Raw genomic sequence first — 24916 nt, 5'->3', positions numbered from 1 at the left:
TATAATACGAACGCAGGTTCCCTTTTTTCTATATACATCCATGCTTCTTATGGCATGAGGTCAATGCATTTGGCGTACACAAAATGTATGGCATACAAGGAGGAAGAGCGTGCATGGGTACACCATTCGCATCGAACGGCGCTCCACCGCATAGCGGAGAGGATGCCCTTACTGTCAAGCAATATATTATTCAAACACTCATTTTGGATGTGCTGGAGCGGGACATTGGACGCATAGGGGCCTCTAATCTGAAAATGGCCGACATCTATGCTCAATTTCTGCGACAAGCGCAAGACAACGCTTCTCGCGATTTGTTCCACCTTCGCAAGCAATTTCGCAGCCGCGGCATTAAAGTGTACGAGGAAGAACGGCTAGAGCACGGAATTCGGGTCCAGTATGTATGTAGAGGCTATCAGCATTCATTCTACATGCTACGCGGCTTGATTCGGGCTGAGGTGAAAAAACAGATGCAGGCTTACTTGCACATTGCTGCCGCCCAAACCTCGAATTTGAGCACAAAAGCAGCAAGTTTAAGCAGCAACAACAGTGCTTCTACAAGCCCACAGTTAGGTATATAAGCTTCATTTCATCATTTTATCCCTCTCTTAGAAAAACACCCCTTAGCCAGCACCAGAGCGTTCTGCTCCTCTGATGCTTGCCAAGGGGGATTTCATATCTTCTCTCTTATTGCCCAGCTCCAATTTCTTATTTCTTATTTCTTATTTGCTATTTCCAATTCTCTATTTCAGCACCGCACTTATAATATCCTCTACCTTTATCCACATTCCATAATGTTCTGAAGCTTGAGCCAGCCTGAGCATCCTGTTCTGCTGATCTGTTATCTTTCATTCATTTTTTACGATTTAGGAATAATGGTTGTTAACTAAACTACAGAAAAGCTATTTAACCGCAAGCTCGCGAAGCAGGCTTAGACTTATTAATGACTTACTATTTTGACCTTTATAAGTTACTTAATTTTGTGATAAGTCTGTCCGTGTATCGAGCTAGCCTTCTGCTTATTTCCATCCTCATGTACTCTTTTGTTATAATAAAACTATCCTCATAGCCATGGTAAGTATAATGCAGTATCATTGTACTATCGTGCTTCTCTTCATCTACAATACGAATTTCTTTTTTCAACATTTCTTGTCTTCTTTTGGACAGGTCGGCAGAAATATTATTCGCGAGGATTTGAGCTGCCTTGGTATAAAGGGATTTTAACGTCTCAGAGGATACCCCCATTTCGTGAATTTTTTTAGTTACCATTTTATACATTACCGAAAGTAGAATATAATCGCGCATTAATTCAATATCTTCTCTCTTTGGCTGGTTTGATGTCCCACTTAGCGCGTCACGATGCCTACTCAACAAAGCTTCCCGATGTTGCGGCAACATCATCCGGCTGGACTCCCAAAGACCATTCTTCTCGAGTTTTTTTCTCATTTATAATGCCCCCCGATTTTCAGGGATCTCTCTAGTGCTTGACCTGCGTGGGTAAGGGAAGAAGCTCTGATAATTGCCGCATTTCCATATCGATCCTTTATCGTATCAGTCACCTTATCCAGCGCCCTAGCTCTCTCTTGATCTTCAAAAAGCGTTAGTTGATAATGCTGGTCATCTTCCAATGTGCTTAACATAACACCCACACGACGTACGGGCATCCGATCCCAATATTGATAAAAAATTCTCTTTACCATCTCAAATACTTTATTTGTATTATTCGTCGGGTCTGGCATTTTCATCTGGCGTGAGAATCCTGTAGGAGCATCGTACGGACTGCACATACAGCTTACGGTTGTAACCCAGCCCATATACCCTTTCGTCCGACAATCTCGGCAGACTTCCTCCGTCAACTCCAACAATATTGTATCGATCTCTGCAGAATCCGTATAATCTCGGGGCAAAGTCATCATATGACCAATAGATTTTGGAGGAGTTTGAAATGTCCCTGGTGTCACCAGACTATCATCCAACCCGTTCGCCGTTCGCCACATCACCTCGGCATGAATATCCGACTGCTTGCCGAAACGAGCTCGAAATTTATCCTTAAGCTGTGGCAATGGAGTTCTCGCAATGTCCCCAATCGTAACTATCCCTAATTTCGCAAAATGCCTGCACATCCGGGATCCAACACCGAACATTTTATGAACAGGTTCTTTCCACAGCACGACGGGAACATCAGATGGATGCAAGGTAAAAATACCGCTTTTATTTTTTTTGCCCAGATGTCTGTTGCAGTTTTAGCTAATATTTTATTAGTACTGATTCCTATTCGAATCCGCACTCCTGTCTGGAGCATTACTCGTTTTTGGATTTCCTTTGCAATGGTAATCGGATCCCCGAAAATTGATTGGCTCGCCGTCACATCTAAAAATTGTTCGTCAATACTAAACACTTCAACTAAATCCGTAAACTCCTCATAAATCTGAGTAATCATCAAAGAAACATCGATGTAATGCTGCATACGAGGACGCATAATGACGAGATCCGGGCATTTCTTAAGGGCTTCACCTAACCGTTCGGCTGTCGTCACGCCAAAACTTTTCGCAATCGGGCACGCGGCCAGAATAATCCCTGAACGACGTGTAGGGTCACCAGCTACTGCTACTGCTTTATTTTTATATTCTGGATGATCTGCTTTTTCTACACTTGCATAAAAGCTTTCGCAATCGGCCAAAAATACTACCCTTTCCCTTCTTTGACTCACATAAAGCCCTCCAATATTTATAAATCATGTTACATGCACAATCGCAAAACGAGAACGTATATTCTCATTATATACCGAACATATATTCCCTATACAAATGAATTTTTTGGATCTATGAAGACCTCACCCTTAGTTATCGAAATACATTGTGGCTTTTGAATCGATGATGACGATGCATATGGTCAACTACAGCATGCAAGGCAAAACACAAAGCCAATTTACTAGATAAAGGTAAAGGTGCTGTTTGCAGACATTGAAGAGCAGAGCAACAGGAAGAGCAGGAGCATATGGCAATGTGGGCGTAATTATTTCATAGTAATATTATGTCCCGTATAATGAATGAAGTAGTTGATGCAAACTTCATACAAGAACAGCCAATCTAAACCTCAAGCATTAAGACTACGTTAAGGATATTGGTCTAAGGGAGTGAGCAAGAAGAGTAATGCTTTACTTTATTTGCGGGTTCGAACATCTTGGAGCTACTCTGTTAGTAAAGACTAATAATATTATCAACTTTTGGGAGAGACACACATGAACAAACAGGTATTTAGCGATCTTTGTGATGATGCTTTAAAGAATAAAGATACTTATTTGCAAGAGGCAAGATCGCGGGTTACACGTTGGGAGTATTATGAAGGTTCCTCATATTATCATCTAGCACCATATTGGTTTGAGCGTAACATTGAACCAAAAGGGATACCTACTAGTAATAGCGATGGGTTTAATTACGGATTTGATTGCAATAATCAGTTGATTTATATGAAAGTAGGACATTGGGAAGAGTGTATTGAAAGGAGTGGTGATCGTATCATAAACCGAACATTTTTGGATGGTAGGGTGAATTCCATTGAGGTGATTATTCTTGAAGAAGGACGTCCTATCGAGTACACAGAATTCGTTGTACGAAATGGTATTGACTTATGGCATATATGGTCTTTTAAAGAATACTATCGCTACTCAGGAAACCAATTAACTACCATTGAATTAGAAAAATATGAACCTAAAAATATTACTACATATAGCTTGGAATATAAAGAGACAGGTGAGCTTAAGAAAATCACAAAATTAGATGACGAAGAAATCATTTACCTGGAAATGTCGGTAGAGGAAGCAACCTCATTACGTAGTACTGTCATTGAAGAACTATATAGCGAATGTGAAGCGGCTTTACAACGTTTAGGTAAGTGTATAGGTGAAAGTAAGCTTTGTTTTTTAGCAATTTGGCTACATCAAGAAACTCAAGCCGTAGTTAATCCAACGTTTATTGCTGGGATGGACTATATTCGTGAAGAACAACTAGCTAATGGAGAAGATCTAGAAACACTTTGGTATATAGGATACCATTCAGACTATGACGAAGGGCTTGAAAATGAGGATTTAATTCGGAAATTTTCTCTGTTAATGAACTATTGGGAGCTACATTCTAATGTTTCTGATGAACCTACCTATTCTACATTGCAACATCATAATTGGTGGGGAGAAGGATTAGCTATATGGCAGGAAGTTGCCTATAGACTAAATAGAAGGAAGTGGGATAAAGTCTTACCTGTTACTGATCATTTTGTTGTGTTTATTGACGAGGAAAATTTCGATCCAAGTAACGATCTTCCACGTTATATAACTCATGAACAATTAGCTAAACTTCAGGCGAAAGAACTAATCTGATATCTCATTTTTAGTATAACTGAGAGTAATAAAAAGCACTCACATATGTGGGTGCTTTAGCATGTAACGGGTCAAAGTCATTAAATCCCATCAATATAAGGATGAATAAAGAAACACCTATTTCTATTCATATTCAACAGTAAAACAAGCACCGTCAAAATAAATAAGATCTCCATGATCGTAATTCCAAACAGCCTGAAGTTGGGTTGGTTGTTTGATACCGCCAATTGTCTTGTAGTCCTTAAATATAGCCGACCATCTTACTTGCTGAATTGTTCCATCGGTAGATATAACGGATCTATCTTCTGTTGTAAAAGAAAGAAGCTCCCCATTCTCACTGAAAGTAAATATCCCGCTTGCTGATATATCATTGTACGATATCGTCGCTTTTGCATGGGTATCATCAACTGTCTCCCAGGTCATATAATGCTGTAAAGCAGCATTAGGCATGATAAGAGATTCTGAAAGAAAGGTTACTAGACAAGCTTTATTCATTTCTTTACCTTTGTGATTAAACAGCGTAATGACTTTAGCCAGAACTCCTTTCATACTACCTTCACCATCAATATAAGAATCGAACCCTTGAAATGGTATTCCATACATTGACGTGTCAATATAGGCAAATCTTATAGGCTCGCGTACAAAGTTATATTGAGTGTAGTCGATTTTTAATGGTGGCTTGTCGGGTGACATAATAAAATTAACTTCTTTAAAGGCTACCTTCATATAAGACATTTTAGGAATGCCGATGTATCCACTATATTCAAAATATTTCCTTACCGGATACGGCAATTCTTTAATATCATCGAATGTAAAGATATCATTAATGACATTAGAAATATTGATTTGTTCTGTTGCGGATTGAATAAACTCTGTATTGGTTTTGGAATAAGGCACATTAAAAAATACAATGATACCGATTATGATAATGCCAAAGATCGAAACGATTATCCACATTGTTTTTTACCCCTTTTCCTCGACTTCATGAGCATTCTCCATTCTGTTTACATTGTTAGCTAAATGAATGACTCCTTCATACAACCCATTGGTCAAATTTTCATCAAGTGCGTCAAACAGAGCATTCAGAAACTGCATCTCTTTTTCGCTTCGAGCCTGGAAATAAGTGAAACATTCGGGTGTAAGGTGAATTCTAAAGATTCTAGCGTCTTGATCATCTTTTATTAGGGAAACGAAGCCCTGTTTCTCAAGTAAACCGGCCATTTTCTTAACGTTTTGCCTAGAATTCCCAACCAATTTAGCCACTTCACTTATTGTCGGAGATGATCGTCCCGACTTTAAAATGACAGCTATCAACAACCACTGCTTAAGCGTTACATTCTCATCCAATTTGTCACCAAGAGCCTGTAATCGGTTGGCTAATGTAAGAATACCACCAAAGATGTAAGCCTTTTTCTCTATGTCATTCAATATTAAATACCTCCGATCTTTCAAAATAAAGGTAACTAGTTACATGTATTATATGTAACTAGTTACCTTTTGTCAAACTTGTTGATGAAAACGAGAGAATCTACAGTAACTTCCAATATGACACCTAGAACTTCCCTCTATCATCAGTCATCGGACAGTGTTGTTTCGCTGCAGATGCGCAAGCTTCAGCGGTTTACCGAAGAGTTACAAACTCCCCGTCACATCCAGATGCTGTTCATCACAATACTGTACGGCTCACCAAATCCGTATATCGCTGAAATATTTCCGTAATTTGCAGCGATACGCGAATGTACCCTCCATGTGGGGCTGAACAACAATGAGATCCAGGCATTTTCCTATCGCCTCGCCCAGCCGCTCCGCTGTTGTGATACCATGCTTTTTCACTATTGGACAGGCCGCAGGGATATTTTGAAAATTCCATTCTAACAGCGTCGAATGCTGGCCAATATAGAATGGTATGCCTCTCCACTTCACGCGGAAGGCAGGCGATTGTGATATGATAAACTCACTATAGGATAGACCTGAAAAGGAAGGAGTACAGGAATATGTGTGGCCGATATACATTAACCGTTACCATTGAACAGCTAATGGCACATTACTTGCTCGACCCAGGTGCTCTCGTGCCCTTTCATGAGCCACGCTATAATATCGCGCCAAGCCAGCAGGTTCCGGCGCTTATTCATGATGGTGCGAAGCTTCGGCTTGGACCGCTCAAGTGGGGGCTCATTCCTTCTTGGGCAAAGGATGAGAAATTCGCTGGGCGCACGATTAATGCGCGTGCTGAAACATTACGGGACAAACCTGCCTTTCGGCTCCCCTTCCAGCGAAAACGGTGCATCATACCCGCAGACAGCTTCTACGAGTGGAAGCGCAATCCGGACGGAACCAAGCAGCCAATGCGCATTAGACGGACAGAAGGCGGCATATTCAATATGGCAGGCTTGTATGACACGTGGGTGAATGCCAATGGAGACAAGGTTAGTACATGTACAATCATTACCACGACACCGAATGAACTGATGGAGCCAATCCATGATCGAATGCCTGTTATTTTGCCTGAGGAGCAGCTGTCATTCTGGCTGGATCGCCGCATGACTGACACGGGGAAGCTCCAGTCTGTACTCCTTCCATATCCGTCGGAGCTGATGGAAGCTTACCCTGTCAGTGCCAAGGTAGGGAACACACGAGTGGATGACCCATCCTGCATTGAACGTGCAAGCTTACAGGAGCAAAAAGGAGAGACGCACGACAGCGTCTCCCCTACATGATTTGAACGATGACAACCTATCACGGTTCGCCATATCTCGCACCCAAGATTATTTAATACAGCTGCGAAGCGAACGCTAGGCGTCCTAAACAATTACATGGCTGACTCGGTCTCCTGAAGAAATTCCGCTAGACGCTCACGCTGCAGCATATGATGACGGAAATGCATATCCACGAGCATATACCATTCCTTCGCACTCAAGTAGCCGAATCCCGGATGCATCGTCTTGTTCTGTTCCGGAATCGATGCAACAGCTGACGCAAGCTCCTCCATTCGCTGCAATACGGCCTGCATCCCTTTCACGATTTCTTCCTTGCTTGCAGGCTGTGGCGGCGTATATTCCGGCGATGCCGGCACCTTTATCCGAATGGGAGGAATGCTTCCCGCAGCAAAGACAAGCTCCCCTTGTTCAGACTTCTCCTGCTGGCTGCCGCCATCTACAATCATGTCACGGCATACCTCGATCTGACGAAGCTGCATGTAGAGAGCGGAACGGATCAAATGCATATATACTTGCCCAAGCGACCATTCCTCTTCGCTAGGCTTATGTGTAATCTGCTCCATGCTGTAGCGTTCGAGCTCTTGCACAATCTGCTTTACGGATTCCTCTACACGCAGCAGCGATTGACGTGGGTTCATATTGGTCATAAGTAAAACTCCCTTCAAACGAATATACCCCAACTATACGCAAACGCTACTGACAACAGTATGTCAGTAGCGTTTATATTGCTGCACTATTTTTTTTGCCTCGAGATAAACGAGCTCTGCCAGCGATTCCGGCTCCAGTACCTCCGCTAATGTGCCCCAGCCCATAATCCAGCCAAGCACCTCCTCAGGTCGTCGTACCCGCAGCGTCACAAGTGCCCCTTCCGGGTGATCCTCCATAACTTCCACGTAATAATAGCCCTGCTCCTTGACCTTGTCGGCTGCCGCAGCGCGCAGAAGAACACGAACGATCATCGAACGATCATCGGAAGGCGTATAGGATTGCAAGCAAAAGTCTGAAGGACGGACAAATGGTTCGTCCAGTAGTTCCAACTCCTTGATGCGGCTAAGTCTAAAATGCCTCAGCTCTTGCCTGAGATGGCAATATGCAACCATCGCCCAGTTTCCTTTGACATGCACAATGCCATAAGGATCGACCTTTCGAACATGCTCTCTCTCGCCGTCTTCCCCGCGAACTGGCTTCACATATCGGAAGCATACCCTCCGCTCCTCCAGAACAGCACGACGAAGCACGGCCAGCCCTTCTGTATGCGCTTCATCAGCAATCATTTTCAAGGAGGAGCGCATCCGATCCGCATCCTGCTGCACGGACGCTGGCATAACAGAAATAAGCTTGCGCCGAATGGACTGAATCGTGGCATCATGGGTTCTGCCGAACTGCCGCTCGATGTAATCTACCCCAAGCAGAAGCGACTCCGCCTCTTCCGGCGTAAAATGAACAGGCGGCAGGAAGTAGCCTTCCATCAGCGAATAGCCCTGGCCAGGCGCTCCGATGATTGCAACTCCTGCCTCACTAAGCGCCTGAATATCACGATAAATCGTACGCACACTCGTTTCAAAAACAGACGCCAGATCCTCTGCTCGCATTGTCCCTCTGCGCTGCAGTTCCAGCACAATCGCCATCATCCGATCCGTCTTATTCATCGCTGACGCTACTCTTCTACAACGAGTTCGCCCTTCATACCATCATGGCCTGAACCGCACATAATCGAGCATTGAAATTCAAATGTACCAGCCTTATCTGCGGTGAATTCCGCGCTTGCGCCATCCTGCTGCAATTCTACATTGTAACCATCCAGCTTTAAGCCGTGTAGGCCCTGCTTATTATTGAGTGTCAGCTTTACCTTGTCGCCTTTCTTAACCTTGATCGTTCCAGGCTCAAATTTATAATTCGTTGCATTAATCGTTACCGTGCTTGCCCCATCCGAGGACGCAGCTGTCCCTGATTCTGCACCAGTTCCCTTGCCTGAACCGCAGCCAGCGAGTGATACAGCCAGCAGCATGGCAGCCAATAACGCTGTACCTATTTTAATCTTCTTCATGTTGATTCGCCTCCATGTATTAGATAATGAAAGAATGAATGCTAACCTTTATTACTATCTAAGCATATTTTGAGTACTTGGATCGTAAAAATTGAAAATTGTTCCGAATTCGTCAACAATGCGACCTCAATCGTGATCCATATTGTTGAAAAAAGCAGGAAATAAGAAGGTATATCTAGGCCTATAATGTCGGGAATCGAACTAAAACTATACGAGCCGCCCTATTTCCCGCGCGAACACGCAAAAAGCCCAGCTCTCCCAAGAGAACTGGACTTCCTCGTGTATTTAGCATACCTAGGCACCCTAAGGCATAGCTAATATTAGCGGAACATCCCCCACAGCTTCAATAAATGGAACGTATTGTTCGGATCGATTTTTTGCGCAAGAATGAAATCGGTGAACTGCTCCTCCTGCTGGCTCGTGAGCGGCTCATTCAGCGCTTTCGCAATTTGTTTCATGAGACGCTTGATCGTGGCGCGATTTTGAAGATCCGCCTTGGTAAGGCCCTCGACAGCCTTTTTTACGCGATCTTTCGTTGCTGGATTTTTCAACTTCAGCTTTATTCGCTCCACGAGCTGTGGACTAATACCATATTTCACATAACTCATACGGACAGCACCTCCAGAACATATCCCGTAGAAAACATGGGAACCTGTTCCAATATATGCTTACCCGCTTGTCTACTATCCGCCCGATTTCATCCGAACTGCCTGAATGCTGCTGAAAGCAGTCAACGTTAGTCCAGAAGTTCCCCTTGGAACAACTGCTCCTGCTGGGCAGCATCCCGGAGCGACGCATATTCTAGTGATGTCCAATACGCCTCAGAGCGGATAAGCTCCGCTGCATCATCTCGCGCCTGCTCCAGTACGGCAAAGTCACTTGACATATCTGCCACCTTAAAGTCAGGCATACCGCTCTGCTTCGTTCCGAAAAAGTCGCCAGGACCACGGAGCTCCAAATCACGTTCGGACAGCTCGAAGCCGTCATCCGTTTCCGTCATAATGCGCATACGCTCTTGTCCAATCTCCGACTTTGGATCCGCGATCAGCACGCAGTAGGACTGATGCTCGCCTCGTCCAACACGTCCACGCAACTGGTGGAGCTGCGACAAGCCGAAGCGCTCCGCATCCATAACGATCATAAGCGTTGCATTCGGTACGTCAACACCAACCTCAATCACCGTCGTCGAGACAAGTACATGGGTGTCTCCCGTACTGAACGTGCGCATGACCTCATCCTTTTCTGAAGGCGTCATGCGTCCATGCAGCAGCCCAACCTTCAAATCTGGAAACGCCTGTTGCATCTGTACATGTACATCGATTGCATTCTGTACATCCAGCTTGTCCGATTCCTCGATGAGCGGGCAGATGATATAAGCCTGTCGTCCAGCATCCACCTCGCGGCGGATAAAGCCAAGGACACGGTCGAGCATATCATGCTTCACCCAGTACGACTTAATCGCCTTGCGCCCAGCAGGCCGCTCACGAATAGAGGACACATCCATATCGCCAAAAGCGGTAATCGCCAGCGTACGAGGGATTGGCGTCGCGGTCATGAGCAGCACGTCTGGGTTCATCCCCTTGCGGCGCAATATGCTGCGCTGGTTGACACCGAACCGATGCTGTTCATCCGTAACAACAAGACCAAGTTTCCGGTAATGCACGTCATCCTGAATGAGCGCATGTGTCCCGACCATAATGTCGACCATGCCCATCTGCAGCGATGCGAGCAAATCTTTGCGCTTCCGTCCGGACAAGCTTCCTGTCAGCAGCCCGACCTCAATGCCGTGCGGCTCGAACAGCTTCGTCAAGGATCGCATATGCTGCTCTGCCAATATTTCCGTAGGCACCATAAGAGCCCCCTGGTAGCCTGCACGTACAGTAGCATACAAGGCAACAGCGGCCACAACCGTCTTACCGGAGCCGACATCTCCCTGCAGCAGCCGATTCATACAGGTAGGAGCCCTCATATCGTGCAAAATATCAGTTACAGCCTTCTTCTGACCATCTGTCAGCTCGAAGGGAAGACTGCGGACGAATTCGCGAATCGTCGCATTGCCAACCTCATGAACAACCCCGTCAGCACGCTCGCGGGTAACCGCACGGAATACGTGCAGTTTCAGCTGGAACAGCAGCAATTCCTCGTAGACCATTCGTCTTCGCGCCTGCTTGCCTTCCTCTGCATCCTGCGGCATATGCATCGCCCTCACAGCCTGCTTGCGCGGCATCAGTCGATAGCGCCGCATCAATTCCGGCGGCATCAGCTCAGGAATTGCTTCGCCGAACTGTTGAAGCGCTTGCGTAATCGTTTTGCGCATCCATGCCTGCGTAATCTTGCCACCGACTGAGTACACGGGCTGCAGGGTGTTTTTCCGACCTTCTCCACGATCCGAGAATTCAGATGTCGACACCGTCATCTGCAGTCGGCGCTGATCCCATTTCCCGGTCAATACAATCTCCCGCCCTTGCGTAAGCTGTTCGCGCAAATAATGGCGGTTGAACCATGTTGCTGTAATTAGCCAATCCTCTACCATCACTTTGCAGGACAAGCGAGACTTGCGTCCGAAGCGCTGCAGAACGGGAGCGCTCATTACCCGTCCTTCGACGGTTACTTTCTCTCCATCCTTTAGTTCGCTAAGCGAGCGCAAATGAAAATCATCGTAACGGTATGGAAAATAATCAAGTAAATCAGCAACGGTAGAGATGCCAAAGGCGTGAAGCTCTTGTTGTTTCGAAGCGCTCACGCCTTTAATCATCGTTACCGGACATTGTTTAAGTTCAATCATAATTGCACCACACTTACCCTATTGCACAGATTCGACGGAATCCGTATCTGCTGGCCACATGAACACAGCGCCTACGCCCGTACCAACATGGGTTCCGATGACAGCGCCGATAGCCGTGTATGAAAAAGAGCGGATATCGAAGCGCTGCTTAATCGCTTCCGTCAAGTCATCTGTTGCGGATTGGTCACTTGTATATCCCATCACGACATGGACCGGATGATCTGCATGATCCTGCTCCAGCAGTTCAACAATGCGCGCAACAGCCCGCTTATGCCCGCGAACCTTGTCCAACGCATACACTTCACCCGCACCATCCACAGATAGGATAGGCTTAATGTTAAGCAGCGTCCCGAACATAGCAGCAGCTTTGCCGATACGCCCTCCCTTATGCAAAAATTCCAATGAATCTACTAAAAAGTATAAAGAGCGCTCTGTTTGATAACGCTCGATCATAGCCAAAATCTCTTCCTTGGAATGCCCTGCTTCAGCCATGCGTGCCGCCTCAACTACAATCAGTCCAAACCCATAGGAAGCTGACTTCGAATCGACAATCGTAATATCCGCCTCTTCCTCAAGCATGCTCTTGGCAAGGACTGCGGATTGATACGTTCCGCTAAGCGCTGAGGACAAATGTATTGAAATAACTTGGGTGTCCGATTCTGTATTCAATCGTTTGTATACATCCAAAAACTCGACAGGCGAAGGCTGAGATGTTGTAGGAAGCTTATCAGCCTGCACCAGCTTCTTATAGAACTGTTCTGCATTGATCGTTACAGCATCCTTGAACATCTCTTGGCCAAAATGCACCTTGAGCGGTACCATCTCGATCCCGTAGCGTTCACGCACATCCTGCGGAATATCCGCTGTACTGTCCGTTACGATACGAATATGACTCATACAGAATCCCCCTCCACATTGTCCTACTCTACGGAAATGATATAGGAATAGATCGGCTGTCCGCCTTGATGCACTTCTACCTCAGCATTTGGATAATGTTCGCCAAGCCATGCCACAAGCGCTTCCGTATCCTCGTCCTTTGCTTCCTCCCCAGTAAGAAGCGTAACGACTTCCCCGTTGTTCTCCATCATCTTCGTTACCAACTGCTGCAAGGTATCTGTAACCGATTCAGTCGTTGTTACGATTTTGCCATTGACAATACCCATGTAGTGTCCAGCCTTAATCTCCAGACCGTCCAATGTCGTATCACGCACCGCGTACGTAACTTGACCGGATGTAATATGAGCAATAGCATCCTCCATAGCTGAACGGTTCACTTCTAAGCTTTCGTCCTCTTGGAAAGCAAATGCAGCTGCAATTCCTTGCGGAATCGTCTTGCTGATGAGAACCGTCACATCACGCTCCACAATCTCCGCAGCCTGCTTCGCAGCCATAACGATGTTGGAATTGTTCGGCAGAATGAAAATGTGCTGCGCCGAAATCGATTCAATGGCATCAATGAAATCCTGTGTGCTCGGATTCATTGTCTGTCCGCCAGACAACACAACATCTACGCCAAGGCTGCTGAAAATGTCACGAATCCCATCGCCCATCGCTACTGCGATGAAGCCATAAGGAGCGAGTTCTTCAGCTGGAGGTTCAATTGGAGTTGCCTCAATTGTCATTTCCTGCACAGGAATTTCCGCGAATATCTCTGGCATAGCGGATACATCTCCGTGTTCCCCATGTATGATTTCACGGTGCTGCTCACGCATATTCAAAATGTGCATTTGTGTCAGCTCGCCATATTCCATCGCGAGATCAAATACTTCGCCTGGCTTGCGGGAATGGACATGAACCTTAATGATTTCATCATCTGGAATCAAAATGATCGAATCCCCATTTTTGGCAAGCGCTTTCCTGAAATTGTCTTCGTCGAACGGCTTTGATGCACCGCGCGTACGATCAATGAAGAACTCCATATCGTACAAGAATTCAATATCTTCCGTATGCAGCTTCGCTTGAGCAGAAGTATGCAAATTCGGTGCTGGCACTGCGGATGGTGTATGAACTGTCGTAGGTGCAGCCGTCTCATGGAACGTGCCGTCAGCCGACTCCAGAACACTCAGGAATCCTTCATAAATATATACAAGGCCTTGTCCACCAGAGTCAACAACGCCTACCTGCTTCAGTACAGGCAGCATATCCGGTGTCTTCGCCAGTGCTTCCTTGGACTTCGCTACTACCTCCCGCATAAACTCCGTCAAATCTGGAGTACGGCGAGCGATTTGAACAGCGTGCTTAGCCGTTTCCTTCGCAACTGTCAATATCGTTCCTTCAACCGGCTTGACGACAGCCTTATAAGCAGTATCAACACCGCTTTGCATCGCATGAGCGAACTGAACGGAGTTTACCTCATCCAGACCAGCGACTCCACGGCCAAAGCCACGGAACAATTGAGACAAAATAACACCCGAGTTACCCCGGGCACCCATTAGCAATCCTTTGGACAAAACTTCTGCCGATTTGGCAATTGATGCAGACATCTTCGCTTTCAACTCAGTTACGCCTGCTGTCATCGTCAAATTCATGTTCGTCCCCGTGTCCCCATCAGGAACTGGAAAGACATTTAATGAATTGACGTGCTCTGCGTGGCGATTCAAACTGTCTGCACCACTTAGCACCATATTGGCAAATTGTGTTCCATTTAAAGAACGTATATTCAACGAATATTCCCCTTCCTAGCTTAATACGCGTACGTCTTGGACAAAGATGTTGACTTGCTCTACTGACAGGCCAGCTACATCATTCAATACATATTTCACTTTCTGTTGAATGTTGTGCGCCACTTCGGATATTTTCGTTCCGTAGCTTACAATAATATATAAATCGATATGTAGCGCATCTTGCTCTCGGCGCACTTCGACACCACGCGTCAGATTTTCGCGACCAAGCAGCTCTGCAATGCCGTCCTTCAACTGCTTGCGCGAGGCCATGCCCACAAGTCCATAACATTCCATTGCCGCAGATCCGGCGATGACTGCTACGACCCCTTCGGAAATATTCACAGATCCGAGATCAGTATCCAATTGAATGGTCATGGTTGTTCCACCCCTTTTTGTGAGTATTATGGACTAATCAACATTGTACTATAATAGAAAACAGAAATAAACAAAGTTTTTGATTCAGTTGACGAGGCTTTTTCGAATATGATATCATATTTGAGTATTTAATTGTATCAGGGTTGTTTTGGGATAAGGAGGTGTAAGGCATGGCTCGCAAATGTTATGTAACGGGGAAAAAACCTGGTTCCGGTAATCACGTATCGCACGCGAATAACAAAAACCGCCGCACTTGGGGCGTTAACGTTCAAAAGGTTCGCATCTTGGTAGATGGCAAACCAAAACGCGTCTACGTGAGCACACGCGCTTTGAAAGCAGGTAAAGTGACTCGCGTCTAATCCCATGAAAGATATACAAAAAGCACCTCGACGCGATCAGGTGCTTTTTTTCATATCTCAATGGAGGCTCCTCATTGATTATTCGTTCAATGAAGAGCCCTTTTTTATATATGCAATGATTACATGAGATGACACGGATTGATGCCATCTTGCAGAGAACGGTCGGCCCTCCGAACGGGACGGAACAACCGTTTCTGCTTCATGCCAGAACCCGCCGTAGTTCATATTTGTGCTGAGCCTGTTGTCCCGTTCCCGCTGTATCTCTAATGCGATTACGCTCGGGTGGTGGATGATAAATACGGATTCAGCATTATGGCCGCCGGGAACGTCAGTTTTTTTGAAACGTATTTAAGATGGCCTTGACGAAACCTCCCAAGAACTTAGGCAGCTTAAACGTATAGAACTTCATACTCCACCCTCCTCGTCATCTCATCTACCCTACAGTTCCATTCGCCGACCTGTCCGAAAGACCAGTCATGATAAGAAAAAAAGGTTACATGAGATCTGTGCTCATGTAACCACTATATGCCGACCCTATACGCTCTATGCATGGAGAGCAAGCCCGATTCGGAAGGATTCAAACAGCAGGCGCAGGCATTTGCTTCATATATGTGACAACTGACATCATGAATAAAAAGATGAAGTAAAACAATACGGACAAGGATACAAACCAAATCCGTACTCCTTTGGTTTCGTACCGCTTGAAGAACCTGTACCCGAGATACAACGCTCCTACCGAGCATACCAAGTTAACCGGAAATGTCAAAAACGCATACATTCCTACCAGCGATCCGCATACAAAACTGTACAGCGTCAGCATTAGCGCCGTTACCCACATGCTTTTCTCCCCTTTGTCGCTCAGAAGCATCACGCTCTCCCAGACAAACCTCTCGCGATGTTTCCTCACAATCTAGTTGCCGTGTCAACCTCTCTGGGCTGCTTCACGAATGAGACGTATCGCTTCAGTGCGATCCTCCGCTCCGTACACAGCGCTTCCTGCCACAAGCACATCTGCTCCTGCTGCCGCAACCAGACCGGCTGTAGCCGTTGATATGCCTCCATCCACTTCAATATGCACATCCTGTCTGCCGAGTTCGTTCAGCTTCATACGCAAACGCTTGATTTTATCGGTCATCGAAGAAATAAACTTCTGTCCACCGAACCCTGGATTCACCGTCATAATAAGGAACAAATCCACATCGCTGAGCAGTTCTTCAACGGCTGACAACGAAGTTCCTGGATTCAGAGCAATGCCGGCCTTGGCTCCGCATTCCTTAATTTGATGCACCACACGATGCAGATGCGGGCAAGCTTCCGCATGTACGGTAATGACATCGGCGCCGGCCTTGGCAAAGTCGGGAACATACTTCTCAGGCTCCACAATCATGAGGTGAGCATCCAATGTCAACTTCGTATGCGGACGGATAGCATCTACAATGAGCGGACCGAACGTTAAGTTTGGAACAAAGCGGCCGTCCATCGCATCGATGTGAATCCAGTCGGCGCCGCCTTGCTCTACGTCACGGATATCCTGCGCGAGCTTCGCAAAGTCGGCAGACAAAATGGAAGGGGCAATTCGGATGTCGTTCTGCTGTGTCATGTTAGTACCTCCGTTTCTTCTCTTTCATTTCCTCGAAAAATAGCACATAGTGCTCATAGCGGGATTTTGCAATATCACCTTGCTCCAAAGCCGTCTTTACCTGACAGCCAGGCTCATGAATATGCGTGCAGCCGCGGAATTTGCAGCCGTCCGCATACGCTCTGAACTCACGGAAGCAATCTCCAAGCTGATCAACGCCCAGCTCCAAAAAATCGAGCTGGCTAAATCCCGGAGTATCCGCAATATATCCGCCGCGAGGCAGCGCAAGCAATTCAACATGCCGCGTCGTATGCTTGCCTCGACCGAGACGGTGACTGATCTGGTTCGTTTCCAATGATACGCCAGGCAGCATCGCATTGAGCAGCGATGACTTGCCGACACCAGACTGGCCTGCAAATACGCTGATATCTTGATTCAGCTTGCTCTCAACTTCACCATAGCCATATCCGCCCCGGGCGCTGGTAGAGATAACGTCGTACCCGATATTCGAATACAGCTGAATCGTCTCTTCCATCTCTTGACGCGCAGCTTGCTGCACCGTCTCCGGCAGCCCATCGATAATATCGCACTTCGTCAGGACAATAACTGCATCAAGACCCGCATGCTCGATATGTACAAGGAACTTGTCCAGCAGTTGCCTGTTCAATATCGGCTCCGCTACAGAAAATACGAGCGCTGCCAGTCCTACATTCGCAATTGGCGGACGAATAAGCTCCGTCTTCCTTTTTTCAATTTGATCCACCGTTCCTTCTCCATTATCCGTCATAGAGAAGGTAACGCGATCTCCTACTAGCGGAGATACGCCTTTTTTCTTGAAAATGCCGCGGGCACGGCACTGAACGACCTCTTCGTCTGCAGACTCATCGGGCCGAACATAATAGAAGCCGCTCAGCGCCTTTACAATTAAACCTTTTGGCATACATGTTCCTCCAAGCTCTTCTCGTTCCTGCTGTTCATTGCACGGTATAAGGATAAACCGTTAGTTGCCAGATCCTTCACCGCCAACCTCTCCATTCTGTCCGCCATTCTCGGGGGGCGCAATGCCCCCCTCGCCATTACCTTGGCTGCCGCCTGAATCGGGATTTCCTCCAGACGGTGTATTAACCGGAATATCAGGCGGTGGCGGAATGTGCACAGTTCCCTGCTTCGCATCGGTGTAAGACACAGGATAAGCATCAACAAATTTGCCGTTACGCTCAAAGGACACCGCCCCATCCTTATTTGGAGCAAGAATAAGCTCCACGTTGAACGTTTTGGCTGACGTAATCGTTTCTGTTCCCCATTCCCTTTTCTCGCCGCGGGCATCCGTATAGTAAATTCGAATTTTACTCGACTTGCCTTCCACCTCAGGATACACGGTCAATGGGAATGTATATTGCAGTGCCTCGGGCGGATAGCCAGAGCTGACATAAATACGAACCTCCGCACCCTTCGTCACCGGATCATTTGGCTCATACGGCTGCTGCTTGATGACCTTGCCCTGTTCTTCATAGCTAGGCTCTTCCACCACACCGTCCTTGGCAAGCTTCAGTCCACTCGCCTCAATTGCGGCAATTGCAGCTTCCTTGGTCATACCTTTCAAGTTCGGCATGCCAAACGGCTCCTTGCCCTTGCTGACGACAAGCTTGATTGTGGCCGTTTTCGGATCGACCTCTGTATCCGGACTTGGCGACATGCTGACGACCATACCTTCCTGTATCTCGTCGTCATACACCAAATCCTTCTCGATCCGCGAATCCTCGAAGCCAAGACTATGCAGTTGATTCACAACACTGTCAACTGGCTTCCCCTTGTAATCTTCAAGCTTAACAAGCGGGGTTCCTTTGCTGACGTACAAGCGAATGGCGGATCCTTCCTTCACCATTGCCCCTGGAGGCTTGCTCTGGTCGAAAATCTTTCCGGCCTCGAAGCCTTCCTTATATTCCTCAACAACCGGATCTTCAATCTCAATCTTAAGAGCTCCTAGCTCTTTCTGCGCTTCACTTATTGTCTTGTTCTTAAGATCCGGAACCGCAACATCATTGACCACAAGCACACTTTTCACGTAATACACAACACCAATTAAAATCGCAAGGAATACAATAGTCACACTGGCCCAAATCGCCGGCTTCACCCAGGATTTGCGCTTGCCTGCTCCTGCAGCAGAAGAAGACGAGCGTTCAGGGAGGGTTTCCTTTTTCCTTGGGGAACTTTTTATTCGCCTCCCCAGTGGAACGAATTGCTGGCATAACCCTGGTTTCTTGATCGTCATCATACATGGGCCGCGGCTTGAATGTAATTTTAGGCTCATTCAGACGCTCCGGCAACAGGCATGTTTCCAGATCACGCATCATTTCCGCTGCGGATTGATACCGTTCAGCAGGATTTTTGCGCATCGATTTCAGAATGACGTTCTCTACACTTTGAGGAATATGCGGATTAACCGCTCTTGGCTCATCGAATGGCTCCTGCAAATGCTTCAGCGCCACGCTAATCGGACTCTCCCCGAGGAATGGAAGCTGGCCCGTAAGCATCTGATACAGCACGATCCCCAGCGAGTATAAGTCAGACTTTTCTCCCGTTGACACGCCCTTTGCATGCTCCGGCGAAAAGTAATGAACAGAACCAACCACAGAGCCGGTCTGTGTAATCGTCGATGAAGTAACTGCACGCGCAATCCCGAAGTCCGTCACCTTAACGCGTCCGTTCCGGCCGATCAGGATATTATGGGGCTTAATGTCACGGTGAATAATATGATTTTGATGAGCGTGATCAAGCGCATCACATATTTGAGTAGAAATGCGTATCGATTCGTCCACCTGCAGCGGGGCCCGTTCCAAAATAATCTCATTCAGATTGTGCCCTTCCACATACTCCATAACGATAAAGTGTGTATCCTCCTCCTGCCCAACATCATAGATGCTGACCACATTCGGATGAGATAAGGAAGCTGCTGACTGCGCCTCCCGGCGGAAGCGGCGAATAAACTCTTCATCATGAACGAACTGCTGGCGCAATACTTTGACTGCAACATAACGGTTCAGCAGATTATCCAGTGCCTTGTATACAAGCGCCATTCCACCGCCGCCAATCCGCGTAATGATCTCATAGCGGCCAGACAGTATAGTACCAATCATGAGCTACCCCCCTCTTCCATGACGCTGTTCTCCATACGATCCAGAAGAACTATCGTGATGTTATCATCTCCTCCGGCATCAAGCGCCTGTCCAAGCAGGCGATCCGCCTTAACCGGCAGAGGAAGCGAAGGATCAATGACAACTCCCCATATTTGTTCAGCATTCAGCATATTTGTCAGCCCGTCACTGCACAAAAGCAGCACTTCATCAGTCCGAAGCTCAATGGACAGCAAATCCACTTCAACCTGCTCGTCCGTCCCAAGCGCACGAATAAGCACATTGCGCCGTGGATGATGCTCTGCCTCCTGTGGCTCAATTTGGCCTCGCTTCACCAGTTCATTAACGAGTGTATGATCATCCGTCAACTGTTTAATTCCGCTGCGATTAAGCACATAGGCCCGACTGTCTCCGATATACCCAATAAACCCTTTCCATTCCGTTTTATCGAACAGCGCAGCCACAATCGTCGTTCCCATATGATGATATTTCTCATCTTGAGAAGCAATATGAAAAATCGTGTGATTCGCTCGAATAATCGCCTGTTCAAGCGCTTTGCCCAGCATGGCAGTGTCCAAATCACTCGGCAATGCTGACAATTCAGATATGACGGTTTCGACAGCAAGACGGCTTGCAATATCTCCCGCTTGATGTCCGCCCATTCCATCGGCTACGATCGCTGCGTAATAGCCGTTCGACAGCTCGGATACGAAGGCGCGGTCTTCATTTACCGCTCGTACGCGTCCTACATCAGAACGTTGAACAGCCCTCATTTTCGATCACCTCGCATTAGACTCCATATGTTTCGCTCGCAGCTGCCCACATGCTGCGGCAATGTCATGCCCCTGCTCTCGACGTATCGTCGAATTAATACCACGATCCAGAAGCGTACGGTGGAATGCAAAAATATCGTTGCGCGGGGTACGCACATAGTTCCGCTCTGGCACATAGTTGACCGGAATCAAGTTGACATGTGCGAGCATTTCCATACGTTTCAATACATCCGCAAGCTCTTCCGCATGCTCCACCTTGTCGTTTACACCACCAATAAGCGCATATTCAAAGGTAATGCGGCGTCCCGTCTTCACTTGATAATGCTTGAGCGCCTTCATCACTTCCTCGAATGGAAATCTGCGGTTAACTGGCATTAATTTCGAACGCAGTGCATCATTCGGCGCATGGATCGAGATAGCCAAGTTGATTTGTGTATTCTCGTCGGCAAAACGATAAATACTTGGCACAATCCCACTCGTAGACACCGTAATATGACGTTGTCCGATGTTAAGCCCCTTCTCATGAATCATGATGCGCAGAAATGCCATCGTAGCATCATAATTTTCAAACGGTTCCCCGTTCCCATAATAACGATGCTGCTTACGCGCTCTTCTGATTCGTCCAAAATTTTCTGAGCAGCCACGACCTGGGCTACAATCTCTCCCGCTGTTAGGTTCCGTTTCAACCCGCCAAGCGTAGAGGCACAAAAGGTACAGCCTACACGGCATCCAACCTGGGTCGTAACACAAATGCTGTTCCCGTAACTGTGCTTCATAATGACAGTCTCAATCGCATGGTCATCGTGCAAACCGAATAGGAATTTATACGTACCATCCTGCGATTTCATGTGCGTTATTTCTTTCAGTGTTACAAATTGGAAGCTATCCTCAAGCTTCTGACGAAGCGACTTGGACAAGTTCGACATCTCTTGGAAGTCGTCTACGCGCTTCACATACAGCCAGTCAAAAATTTGTCCGGCGCGAAATATCGGCTCTCCTTGCTCCTTCAACCATTCTTGAAGCTGTTCAAATGTAAGATCGTATATAAATGGTTTCATTTGTTCGTTCAACCTCTACCTTTCCTCAATCATGCAGTTCGATTTATTTTACCACAAATGGGCGAAATGCTAAAAGCGAAGTGTTGCAAGCACCAGATCTATCGAATTTGAAAAAGAAAGCCGCAACGTTCAAGAAGCCTTGTCTTGAGCGTTGCGGCTTATGCTTCACACCCTGTGCAGGTATTATCGTCTTAATGCGATTCACACGATCCCCGCTTACTTTCGCTTCTTCAGGCATGCGATGAAGAATCCATCCGATTCCGCATCATGTGGCAGCACCTGCAGCATACCTGCCGGGCTGCGCTTCAGCGCCGCAGCGAGAGGCTCCGCAGGGAGAGCCTGCTTCCACGTATCATCCAGTTCCCATCCTTCTTCGGCAGCGTATGCCAGGAAGCGGCGAACCACATCCTCATTTTCCGCTCGTTCAACCGTACAAGTTGAATATACAAGGCGGCCGCCTGGACGAACCAATTGAGCTGCCTGATCAAGCAGCTCAGCTTGAAGGGATGCGATAGATGCTACGTCCTCAGGACGCTTGGCCCACTTAATATCCGGCTTGCGTCTAATGACGCCAAAGCCTGTGCAGGGCGCATCGAGCAGAACTGCATCGAAGCTGCCAACAGGCAGCTCACGGCCTAGAATGGATGCATCTACATTCATCGTAGCTACGGATGTCAAACCCAAGCGTTCAGCCTGATCCGCGATAAGCGCCACCTTATGGGCATGGACATCATTAGCCACAACTTCCCCTTTATTGCCCATTCGCTCCGCAATATGTGTCGTCTTGCCTCCAGGTGCAGCACAGCAGTCCAGCACTCGCATGCCAGCCTCTGGCCGAAGCGCCTCAACGACAAGCATCGAGCTCTCATCCTGAACAGACAACTCACCATTGCGATACCATTGGCTTAACGCCAGATTACCGGCGCCCTCAGCCACAATGCCGTCCTTGGAGAGTGAGGAAGGCATTACATTTAAGCCTTCCGCTCTCATGTCGACAAGCAGCTTCTCTCGATTCGTTCGCAGTGCATTCACGCGTGCACTTCCGTGCGGCGGACGATTGTTCGACTCGCACATCGCAGCTGTCTCTTCTTCCCCGTAAGCCTTAACCCAGTTAGAGACTAGCCAAGCCGGATGCGAATGTTCCCATACGATACGAGAGACTGGATCTGAGCCAGCAGGAGTTTCCCATAATTGCGGCTCGCGCATGATCGCCCGCAAGACACCATTGGCGAAGCCGCCCATCGACTGGCCGCCTCGGCGCTTTGCAATCGTAACCGCCTCATTAATCGCGGCATGGGCAGGGATGCGATCCAGATAATGCAATTGATAGGCCGTCATTCGGAGCAGATTGCGCATCCACGGCTTCAGCTTGGCTAAGCCGCGCTGCACCTTCTGCTCCAAAACACCATCTATCGTGTTCAAACGTTGTATCGTTCCATATACAAGCTCAGTTGCAAGACCTGCATCAACACGCGCAAGGTTCGCTTCCTGGAGTGCTTGATTCAATTGCAAATTGCTGTAAGAATGCTCCTTCTCTACTTGAACGAGTACCTCTAGCGCAACATCGCGCGCTGTCTTACGCTTCTTCGCGCCCCCTGAATGCTGCTCGCTCACTTCAGCACCGTCCCTTGCACCATCTTGCCGCCACGAACGAATTCACTAGCAGCCATTGCCTTCTTGCCGGCAGGCTGCACCTCTGTCAGCCACAGTGTGCCTGCACCTGCCTGAACCTCTATGCCTCGCGGACTCAATGTTAGCACTGTCCCAGGTTCATGCACTCCTTTGGACACAGCAGCTTCAGACATACTCGGCGCCTCACATGCCCACACCTTGAACACCTCATCGTTCCACAACGTAAATCCGCCAGAGAATGGCACAAGGCCGCGAACCTGATTGAAAATATCACGCGCAGAACGCGACCAATCGATCTTCTCATCCTCGCGTTTCAAGTTAGGTGCATAAGTTGCTTCCTCATGAGGCTGCGGAACTGCCTGGATTCGGCCTGCAATCAAATCCGGCAATGTATCAATAAGAAGCTGGGCTCCGGCAGCACTTAGCTTCTGGAACATCGTGCCCGCATTATCCTCATCCGTAATCGGAACCTCGATCGGCCGAATCATATCGCCCGTGTCCATGCCTTCTGCCATATACATAATCGTTACGCCAGTCACCGACTCGCCGTTCATAATCGAACGCTGAATCGGCGCTCCCCCCCGATACTTCGGGAGTAGAGAGCCGTGAACATTAATACAGCCAAGACGAGGAATTTCAAGCACCGACTTTGGCAGAATCTGACCGTAAGCCGCGGTTACAATCAAATCTGGTTCCAATGCGCGAATATCCTCAATCGTGGTGGAGGTACGAAGTTTCTCTGGCTGCCATACGGTAATCCCATGTTCCAGCGCAGCAGCCTTGACCGGCGTAGGCGTCAGTATACGCTTGCGACCTACCGGACGATCCGGCTGAGTTACTACTGCTGCAACTTCATACCCTTCCTTCAGCAAATTCTCCAAGCAAGGAACAGCGAACTCAGGCGTCCCCATAAATACTATCTTTGTCATCGCTTATTCCCTGCCTTCGCGGGGCACCTCATATACCCGTTCTGCAATTTCGGTAAACAATACACCGTTCAAATGGTCAATCTCATGCTGGAATGCACGCGCCAAGAAATCTTCAGCTTCGATAGTAATTTCGCGCCCATTGCGATCAAGCCCTTTTACCGTGATTTTTTGATGGCGGCGCACATCACCATTAATTCCCGGGATGCTTAAACAGCCCTCCGGCCCAAGCTGCTCTCCTTCAGCAGACAGGATAACAGGGTTAACCATCCCGATCAAGCCATGTTCATCGCCGACATCTACAACAATGACACGCTTCAAGATACCGATCTGAGGTGCTGCAAGCCCAACTCCCTCCGCGTGGTACATCGTGTCTGCCATGTCTGTCAGCAGCTTCTGAATGTTTGGAGTAATTTTAGGGACTTCCTTTGCTACTTGATGTAGAACCTCATCCGGTTCATGTACAATAATACGCAATGCCATAGGGCACACCATC

At 47.5% G+C, this 24916-nt stretch carries 23 protein-coding genes and 4 pseudogenes; 4 read left to right on the top strand and 23 right to left on the bottom strand.

Annotated features, from left to right (window positions below; genetic code table 11):
- Positions 1–113: 113 nt before the first annotated feature.
- Positions 114–578, top strand: coding sequence for a YhjD family protein (locus PAV_RS16815; protein ID WP_005548306.1), 465 nt, complete (start codon positions 114–116; stop codon positions 576–578).
- Positions 579–960: 382 nt separating this feature from the next.
- On the opposite strand, the gene PAV_RS16810 is transcribed toward PAV_RS16815, so the two are convergent.
- Both PAV_RS16810 and PAV_RS16805 read right to left on the bottom strand, forming a co-directional pair.
- The gene (locus tag PAV_RS16810) at positions 961–1443 is read right to left on the bottom strand and encodes a YhjD family protein (protein WP_005548304.1); all 483 of its coding nucleotides are present in this window, start codon (positions 1441–1443) and stop codon (positions 961–963) included.
- Positions 1440–2707: pseudogene (locus PAV_RS16805) on the bottom strand (DNA polymerase IV). Before PAV_RS16805 ends, PAV_RS16810 begins: the two are co-directional and overlap by 4 nt.
- A gap of 531 nt (positions 2708–3238) precedes the next feature.
- Here PAV_RS16805 and PAV_RS16800 point away from each other — a divergent pair.
- Complete coding sequence (locus PAV_RS16800; RefSeq protein WP_005548302.1) at positions 3239–4372, top strand: hypothetical protein; 1134 nt, start codon at positions 3239–3241, stop codon at positions 4370–4372.
- Positions 4373–4495: 123 nt separating this feature from the next.
- Here the strand turns inward: PAV_RS16800 and PAV_RS16795 are convergent, their stop codons facing one another.
- The 3 genes and pseudogenes from PAV_RS16795 to PAV_RS37670 all read right to left on the bottom strand — a co-directional run.
- Entirely contained in the window at positions 4496–5329 is an 834-nt protein-coding gene (locus PAV_RS16795; RefSeq protein ID WP_005548300.1) for a DUF6544 family protein, read from the bottom strand.
- Positions 5330–5335: 6 nt separating this feature from the next.
- Positions 5336–5800, bottom strand: a complete 465-nt coding sequence (locus tag PAV_RS16790; RefSeq protein WP_005548298.1) for a MarR family winged helix-turn-helix transcriptional regulator — start codon at positions 5798–5800, stop codon at positions 5336–5338.
- Positions 5801–6007: 207 nt separating this feature from the next.
- Positions 6008–6226: pseudogene (locus PAV_RS37670) on the bottom strand (Y-family DNA polymerase); the annotation flags it as partial.
- Positions 6227–6366: 140 nt separating this feature from the next.
- Between PAV_RS37670 and PAV_RS16785 the strand changes: the two are divergent.
- A complete protein-coding gene (locus PAV_RS16785; RefSeq protein WP_005548296.1) occupies positions 6367–7089 on the top strand; it encodes an SOS response-associated peptidase in 723 nt (240 codons plus the stop codon).
- Between the two features lie 92 nt (positions 7090–7181).
- Here the strand turns inward: PAV_RS16785 and PAV_RS16780 are convergent, their stop codons facing one another.
- From PAV_RS16780 to PAV_RS16745, 8 genes are all read right to left on the bottom strand, one after another.
- The gene (locus tag PAV_RS16780) at positions 7182–7736 is read right to left on the bottom strand and encodes a DinB family protein (RefSeq protein WP_005548294.1); all 555 of its coding nucleotides are present in this window, start codon (positions 7734–7736) and stop codon (positions 7182–7184) included.
- Between the two features lie 63 nt (positions 7737–7799).
- Positions 7800–8738, bottom strand: coding sequence for a helix-turn-helix transcriptional regulator (locus PAV_RS16775; RefSeq protein ID WP_005548292.1), 939 nt, complete (start codon positions 8736–8738; stop codon positions 7800–7802).
- 8 nt (positions 8739–8746) lie between these two features.
- The gene (locus PAV_RS16770; RefSeq protein ID WP_005548290.1) at positions 8747–9136 is read right to left on the bottom strand and encodes a cupredoxin domain-containing protein; all 390 of its coding nucleotides are present in this window, start codon (positions 9134–9136) and stop codon (positions 8747–8749) included.
- Positions 9137–9456: 320 nt separating this feature from the next.
- Complete coding sequence (locus PAV_RS16765) at positions 9457–9744, bottom strand: stage VI sporulation protein F (protein ID WP_005548288.1); 288 nt, start codon at positions 9742–9744, stop codon at positions 9457–9459.
- Positions 9745–9872: 128 nt separating this feature from the next.
- Positions 9873–11921: an ATP-dependent DNA helicase RecG gene (gene recG / locus PAV_RS16760; RefSeq protein WP_005548286.1), complete on the bottom strand. Its 2049-nt coding sequence runs from the start codon at positions 11919–11921 to the stop codon at positions 9873–9875.
- 18 nt (positions 11922–11939) lie between these two features.
- Entirely contained in the window at positions 11940–12818 is an 879-nt protein-coding gene (locus tag PAV_RS16755; protein WP_005548284.1) for a DegV family protein, read from the bottom strand.
- Positions 12819–12841: 23 nt separating this feature from the next.
- Positions 12842–14545, bottom strand: coding sequence for a DAK2 domain-containing protein (locus PAV_RS16750; protein ID WP_005548282.1), 1704 nt, complete (start codon positions 14543–14545; stop codon positions 12842–12844).
- 54 nt (positions 14546–14599) lie between these two features.
- Positions 14600–14959 carry an Asp23/Gls24 family envelope stress response protein gene (locus PAV_RS16745; protein ID WP_005548280.1) on the bottom strand — a complete coding sequence of 120 codons (360 nt, stop codon included), beginning with the start codon at positions 14957–14959 and terminating at the stop codon, positions 14600–14602.
- Positions 14960–15129: 170 nt separating this feature from the next.
- Here PAV_RS16745 and rpmB point away from each other — a divergent pair, with 170 nt between their 5' ends.
- Entirely contained in the window at positions 15130–15318 is a 189-nt protein-coding gene (rpmB, locus tag PAV_RS16740; RefSeq protein ID WP_005548278.1) for a 50S ribosomal protein L28, read from the top strand.
- Positions 15319–15646: 328 nt separating this feature from the next.
- Here rpmB and spoVM read toward each other — a convergent pair whose 3' ends face one another.
- The 10 genes and pseudogenes from spoVM to def all read right to left on the bottom strand — a co-directional run bounded on the left by spoVM (position 15647) and on the right by def (position 24903).
- Positions 15647–15727, bottom strand: coding sequence for a stage V sporulation protein SpoVM (spoVM, locus tag PAV_RS16735; protein WP_019424875.1), 81 nt, complete (start codon positions 15725–15727; stop codon positions 15647–15649).
- Between the two features lie 168 nt (positions 15728–15895).
- Positions 15896–16186 (bottom strand): hypothetical protein, encoded by a 291-nt coding sequence (locus PAV_RS16730; RefSeq protein WP_005548277.1) that lies wholly within the window; start codon positions 16184–16186, stop codon positions 15896–15898.
- A 54-nt stretch (positions 16187–16240) separates the two neighbouring features.
- The gene (gene rpe / locus PAV_RS16725; RefSeq protein ID WP_005548276.1) at positions 16241–16918 is read right to left on the bottom strand and encodes a ribulose-phosphate 3-epimerase; all 678 of its coding nucleotides are present in this window, start codon (positions 16916–16918) and stop codon (positions 16241–16243) included.
- 1 nt (position 16919) lies between these two features.
- Positions 16920–17837, bottom strand: coding sequence for a ribosome small subunit-dependent GTPase A (rsgA, locus tag PAV_RS16720; protein ID WP_005548275.1), 918 nt, complete (start codon positions 17835–17837; stop codon positions 16920–16922).
- A 60-nt stretch (positions 17838–17897) separates the two neighbouring features.
- Positions 17898–20034, bottom strand: a pseudogene (gene pknB, locus PAV_RS16715) (Stk1 family PASTA domain-containing Ser/Thr kinase).
- The gene (locus PAV_RS16710) at positions 20031–20804 is read right to left on the bottom strand and encodes a Stp1/IreP family PP2C-type Ser/Thr phosphatase (RefSeq protein WP_005548271.1); all 774 of its coding nucleotides are present in this window, start codon (positions 20802–20804) and stop codon (positions 20031–20033) included. The pseudogene pknB and the gene PAV_RS16710 overlap by 4 nt, the downstream one beginning before the upstream one ends.
- 6 nt (positions 20805–20810) lie before the next feature.
- A pseudogene (rlmN, locus tag PAV_RS16705) lies at positions 20811–21862 on the bottom strand (dual-specificity RNA methyltransferase RlmN).
- Positions 21863–22078: 216 nt separating this feature from the next.
- Positions 22079–23476, bottom strand: a complete 1398-nt coding sequence (gene rsmB, locus PAV_RS16695) for a 16S rRNA (cytosine(967)-C(5))-methyltransferase RsmB (protein ID WP_005548267.1) — start codon at positions 23474–23476, stop codon at positions 22079–22081.
- A complete protein-coding gene (fmt, locus tag PAV_RS16690) occupies positions 23473–24423 on the bottom strand; it encodes a methionyl-tRNA formyltransferase (RefSeq protein WP_005548265.1) in 951 nt (316 codons plus the stop codon). The genes rsmB and fmt overlap by 4 nt, the downstream gene beginning before the upstream one ends.
- A gap of 3 nt (positions 24424–24426) precedes the next feature.
- Positions 24427–24903 (bottom strand): peptide deformylase, encoded by a 477-nt coding sequence (def, locus tag PAV_RS16685; RefSeq protein WP_005548264.1) that lies wholly within the window; start codon positions 24901–24903, stop codon positions 24427–24429.
- Positions 24904–24916: the final 13 nt, after the last annotated feature.

Source organism: Paenibacillus alvei DSM 29 (assembly GCF_000293805.1).
GTDB classification, from domain to species: Bacteria; Bacillota; Bacilli; order Paenibacillales; family Paenibacillaceae; genus Paenibacillus_B; species Paenibacillus_B alvei.
The sequence above is the reverse complement of the archived record's forward strand: the minus strand, read 5'-3'. Positions and strand labels throughout refer to the sequence as shown.

Coding starts and splice junctions, on each gene's coding strand:
- PAV_RS16755 (WP_005548284.1), bottom strand. CDS start 12,818: ATGAGTCATATTCGTATCGTAACGGACAGTACAGCGGATATTCCGCAG.
- PAV_RS16810 (WP_005548304.1), bottom strand. CDS start 1,443: ATGAGAAAAAAACTCGAGAAGAATGGTCTTTGGGAGTCCAGCCGGATG.
- def (WP_005548264.1), bottom strand. CDS start 24,903: ATGGCATTGCGTATTATTGTACATGAACCGGATGAGGTTCTACATCAA.
- PAV_RS16795 (WP_005548300.1), bottom strand. CDS start 5,329: ATGTGGATAATCGTTTCGATCTTTGGCATTATCATAATCGGTATCATT.
- rpmB (WP_005548278.1), top strand. CDS start 15,130: ATGGCTCGCAAATGTTATGTAACGGGGAAAAAACCTGGTTCCGGTAAT.
- PAV_RS16775 (WP_005548292.1), bottom strand. CDS start 8,738: ATGAATAAGACGGATCGGATGATGGCGATTGTGCTGGAACTGCAGCGC.
- spoVM (WP_019424875.1), bottom strand. CDS start 15,727: ATGAAGTTCTATACGTTTAAGCTGCCTAAGTTCTTGGGAGGTTTCGTC.
- fmt (WP_005548265.1), bottom strand. CDS start 24,423: ATGACAAAGATAGTATTTATGGGGACGCCTGAGTTCGCTGTTCCTTGC.
- PAV_RS16750 (WP_005548282.1), bottom strand. CDS start 14,545: ATGGTGCTAAGTGGTGCAGACAGTTTGAATCGCCACGCAGAGCACGTC.
- PAV_RS16745 (WP_005548280.1), bottom strand. CDS start 14,959: ATGACCATTCAATTGGATACTGATCTCGGATCTGTGAATATTTCCGAA.
- PAV_RS16800 (WP_005548302.1), top strand. CDS start 3,239: ATGAACAAACAGGTATTTAGCGATCTTTGTGATGATGCTTTAAAGAAT.
- recG (WP_005548286.1), bottom strand. CDS start 11,921: ATGATTGAACTTAAACAATGTCCGGTAACGATGATTAAAGGCGTGAGC.
- PAV_RS16730 (WP_005548277.1), bottom strand. CDS start 16,186: ATGCTTCTGAGCGACAAAGGGGAGAAAAGCATGTGGGTAACGGCGCTA.
- rsgA (WP_005548275.1), bottom strand. CDS start 17,837: ATGCCAAAAGGTTTAATTGTAAAGGCGCTGAGCGGCTTCTATTATGTT.
- PAV_RS16710 (WP_005548271.1), bottom strand. CDS start 20,804: ATGAGGGCTGTTCAACGTTCTGATGTAGGACGCGTACGAGCGGTAAAT.
- PAV_RS16765 (WP_005548288.1), bottom strand. CDS start 9,744: ATGAGTTATGTGAAATATGGTATTAGTCCACAGCTCGTGGAGCGAATA.
- PAV_RS16780 (WP_005548294.1), bottom strand. CDS start 7,736: ATGACCAATATGAACCCACGTCAATCGCTGCTGCGTGTAGAGGAATCC.
- PAV_RS16815 (WP_005548306.1), top strand. CDS start 114: ATGGGTACACCATTCGCATCGAACGGCGCTCCACCGCATAGCGGAGAG.
- rpe (WP_005548276.1), bottom strand. CDS start 16,918: ATGACACAGCAGAACGACATCCGAATTGCCCCTTCCATTTTGTCTGCC.
- PAV_RS16785 (WP_005548296.1), top strand. CDS start 6,367: ATGTGTGGCCGATATACATTAACCGTTACCATTGAACAGCTAATGGCA.
- PAV_RS16770 (WP_005548290.1), bottom strand. CDS start 9,136: ATGAAGAAGATTAAAATAGGTACAGCGTTATTGGCTGCCATGCTGCTG.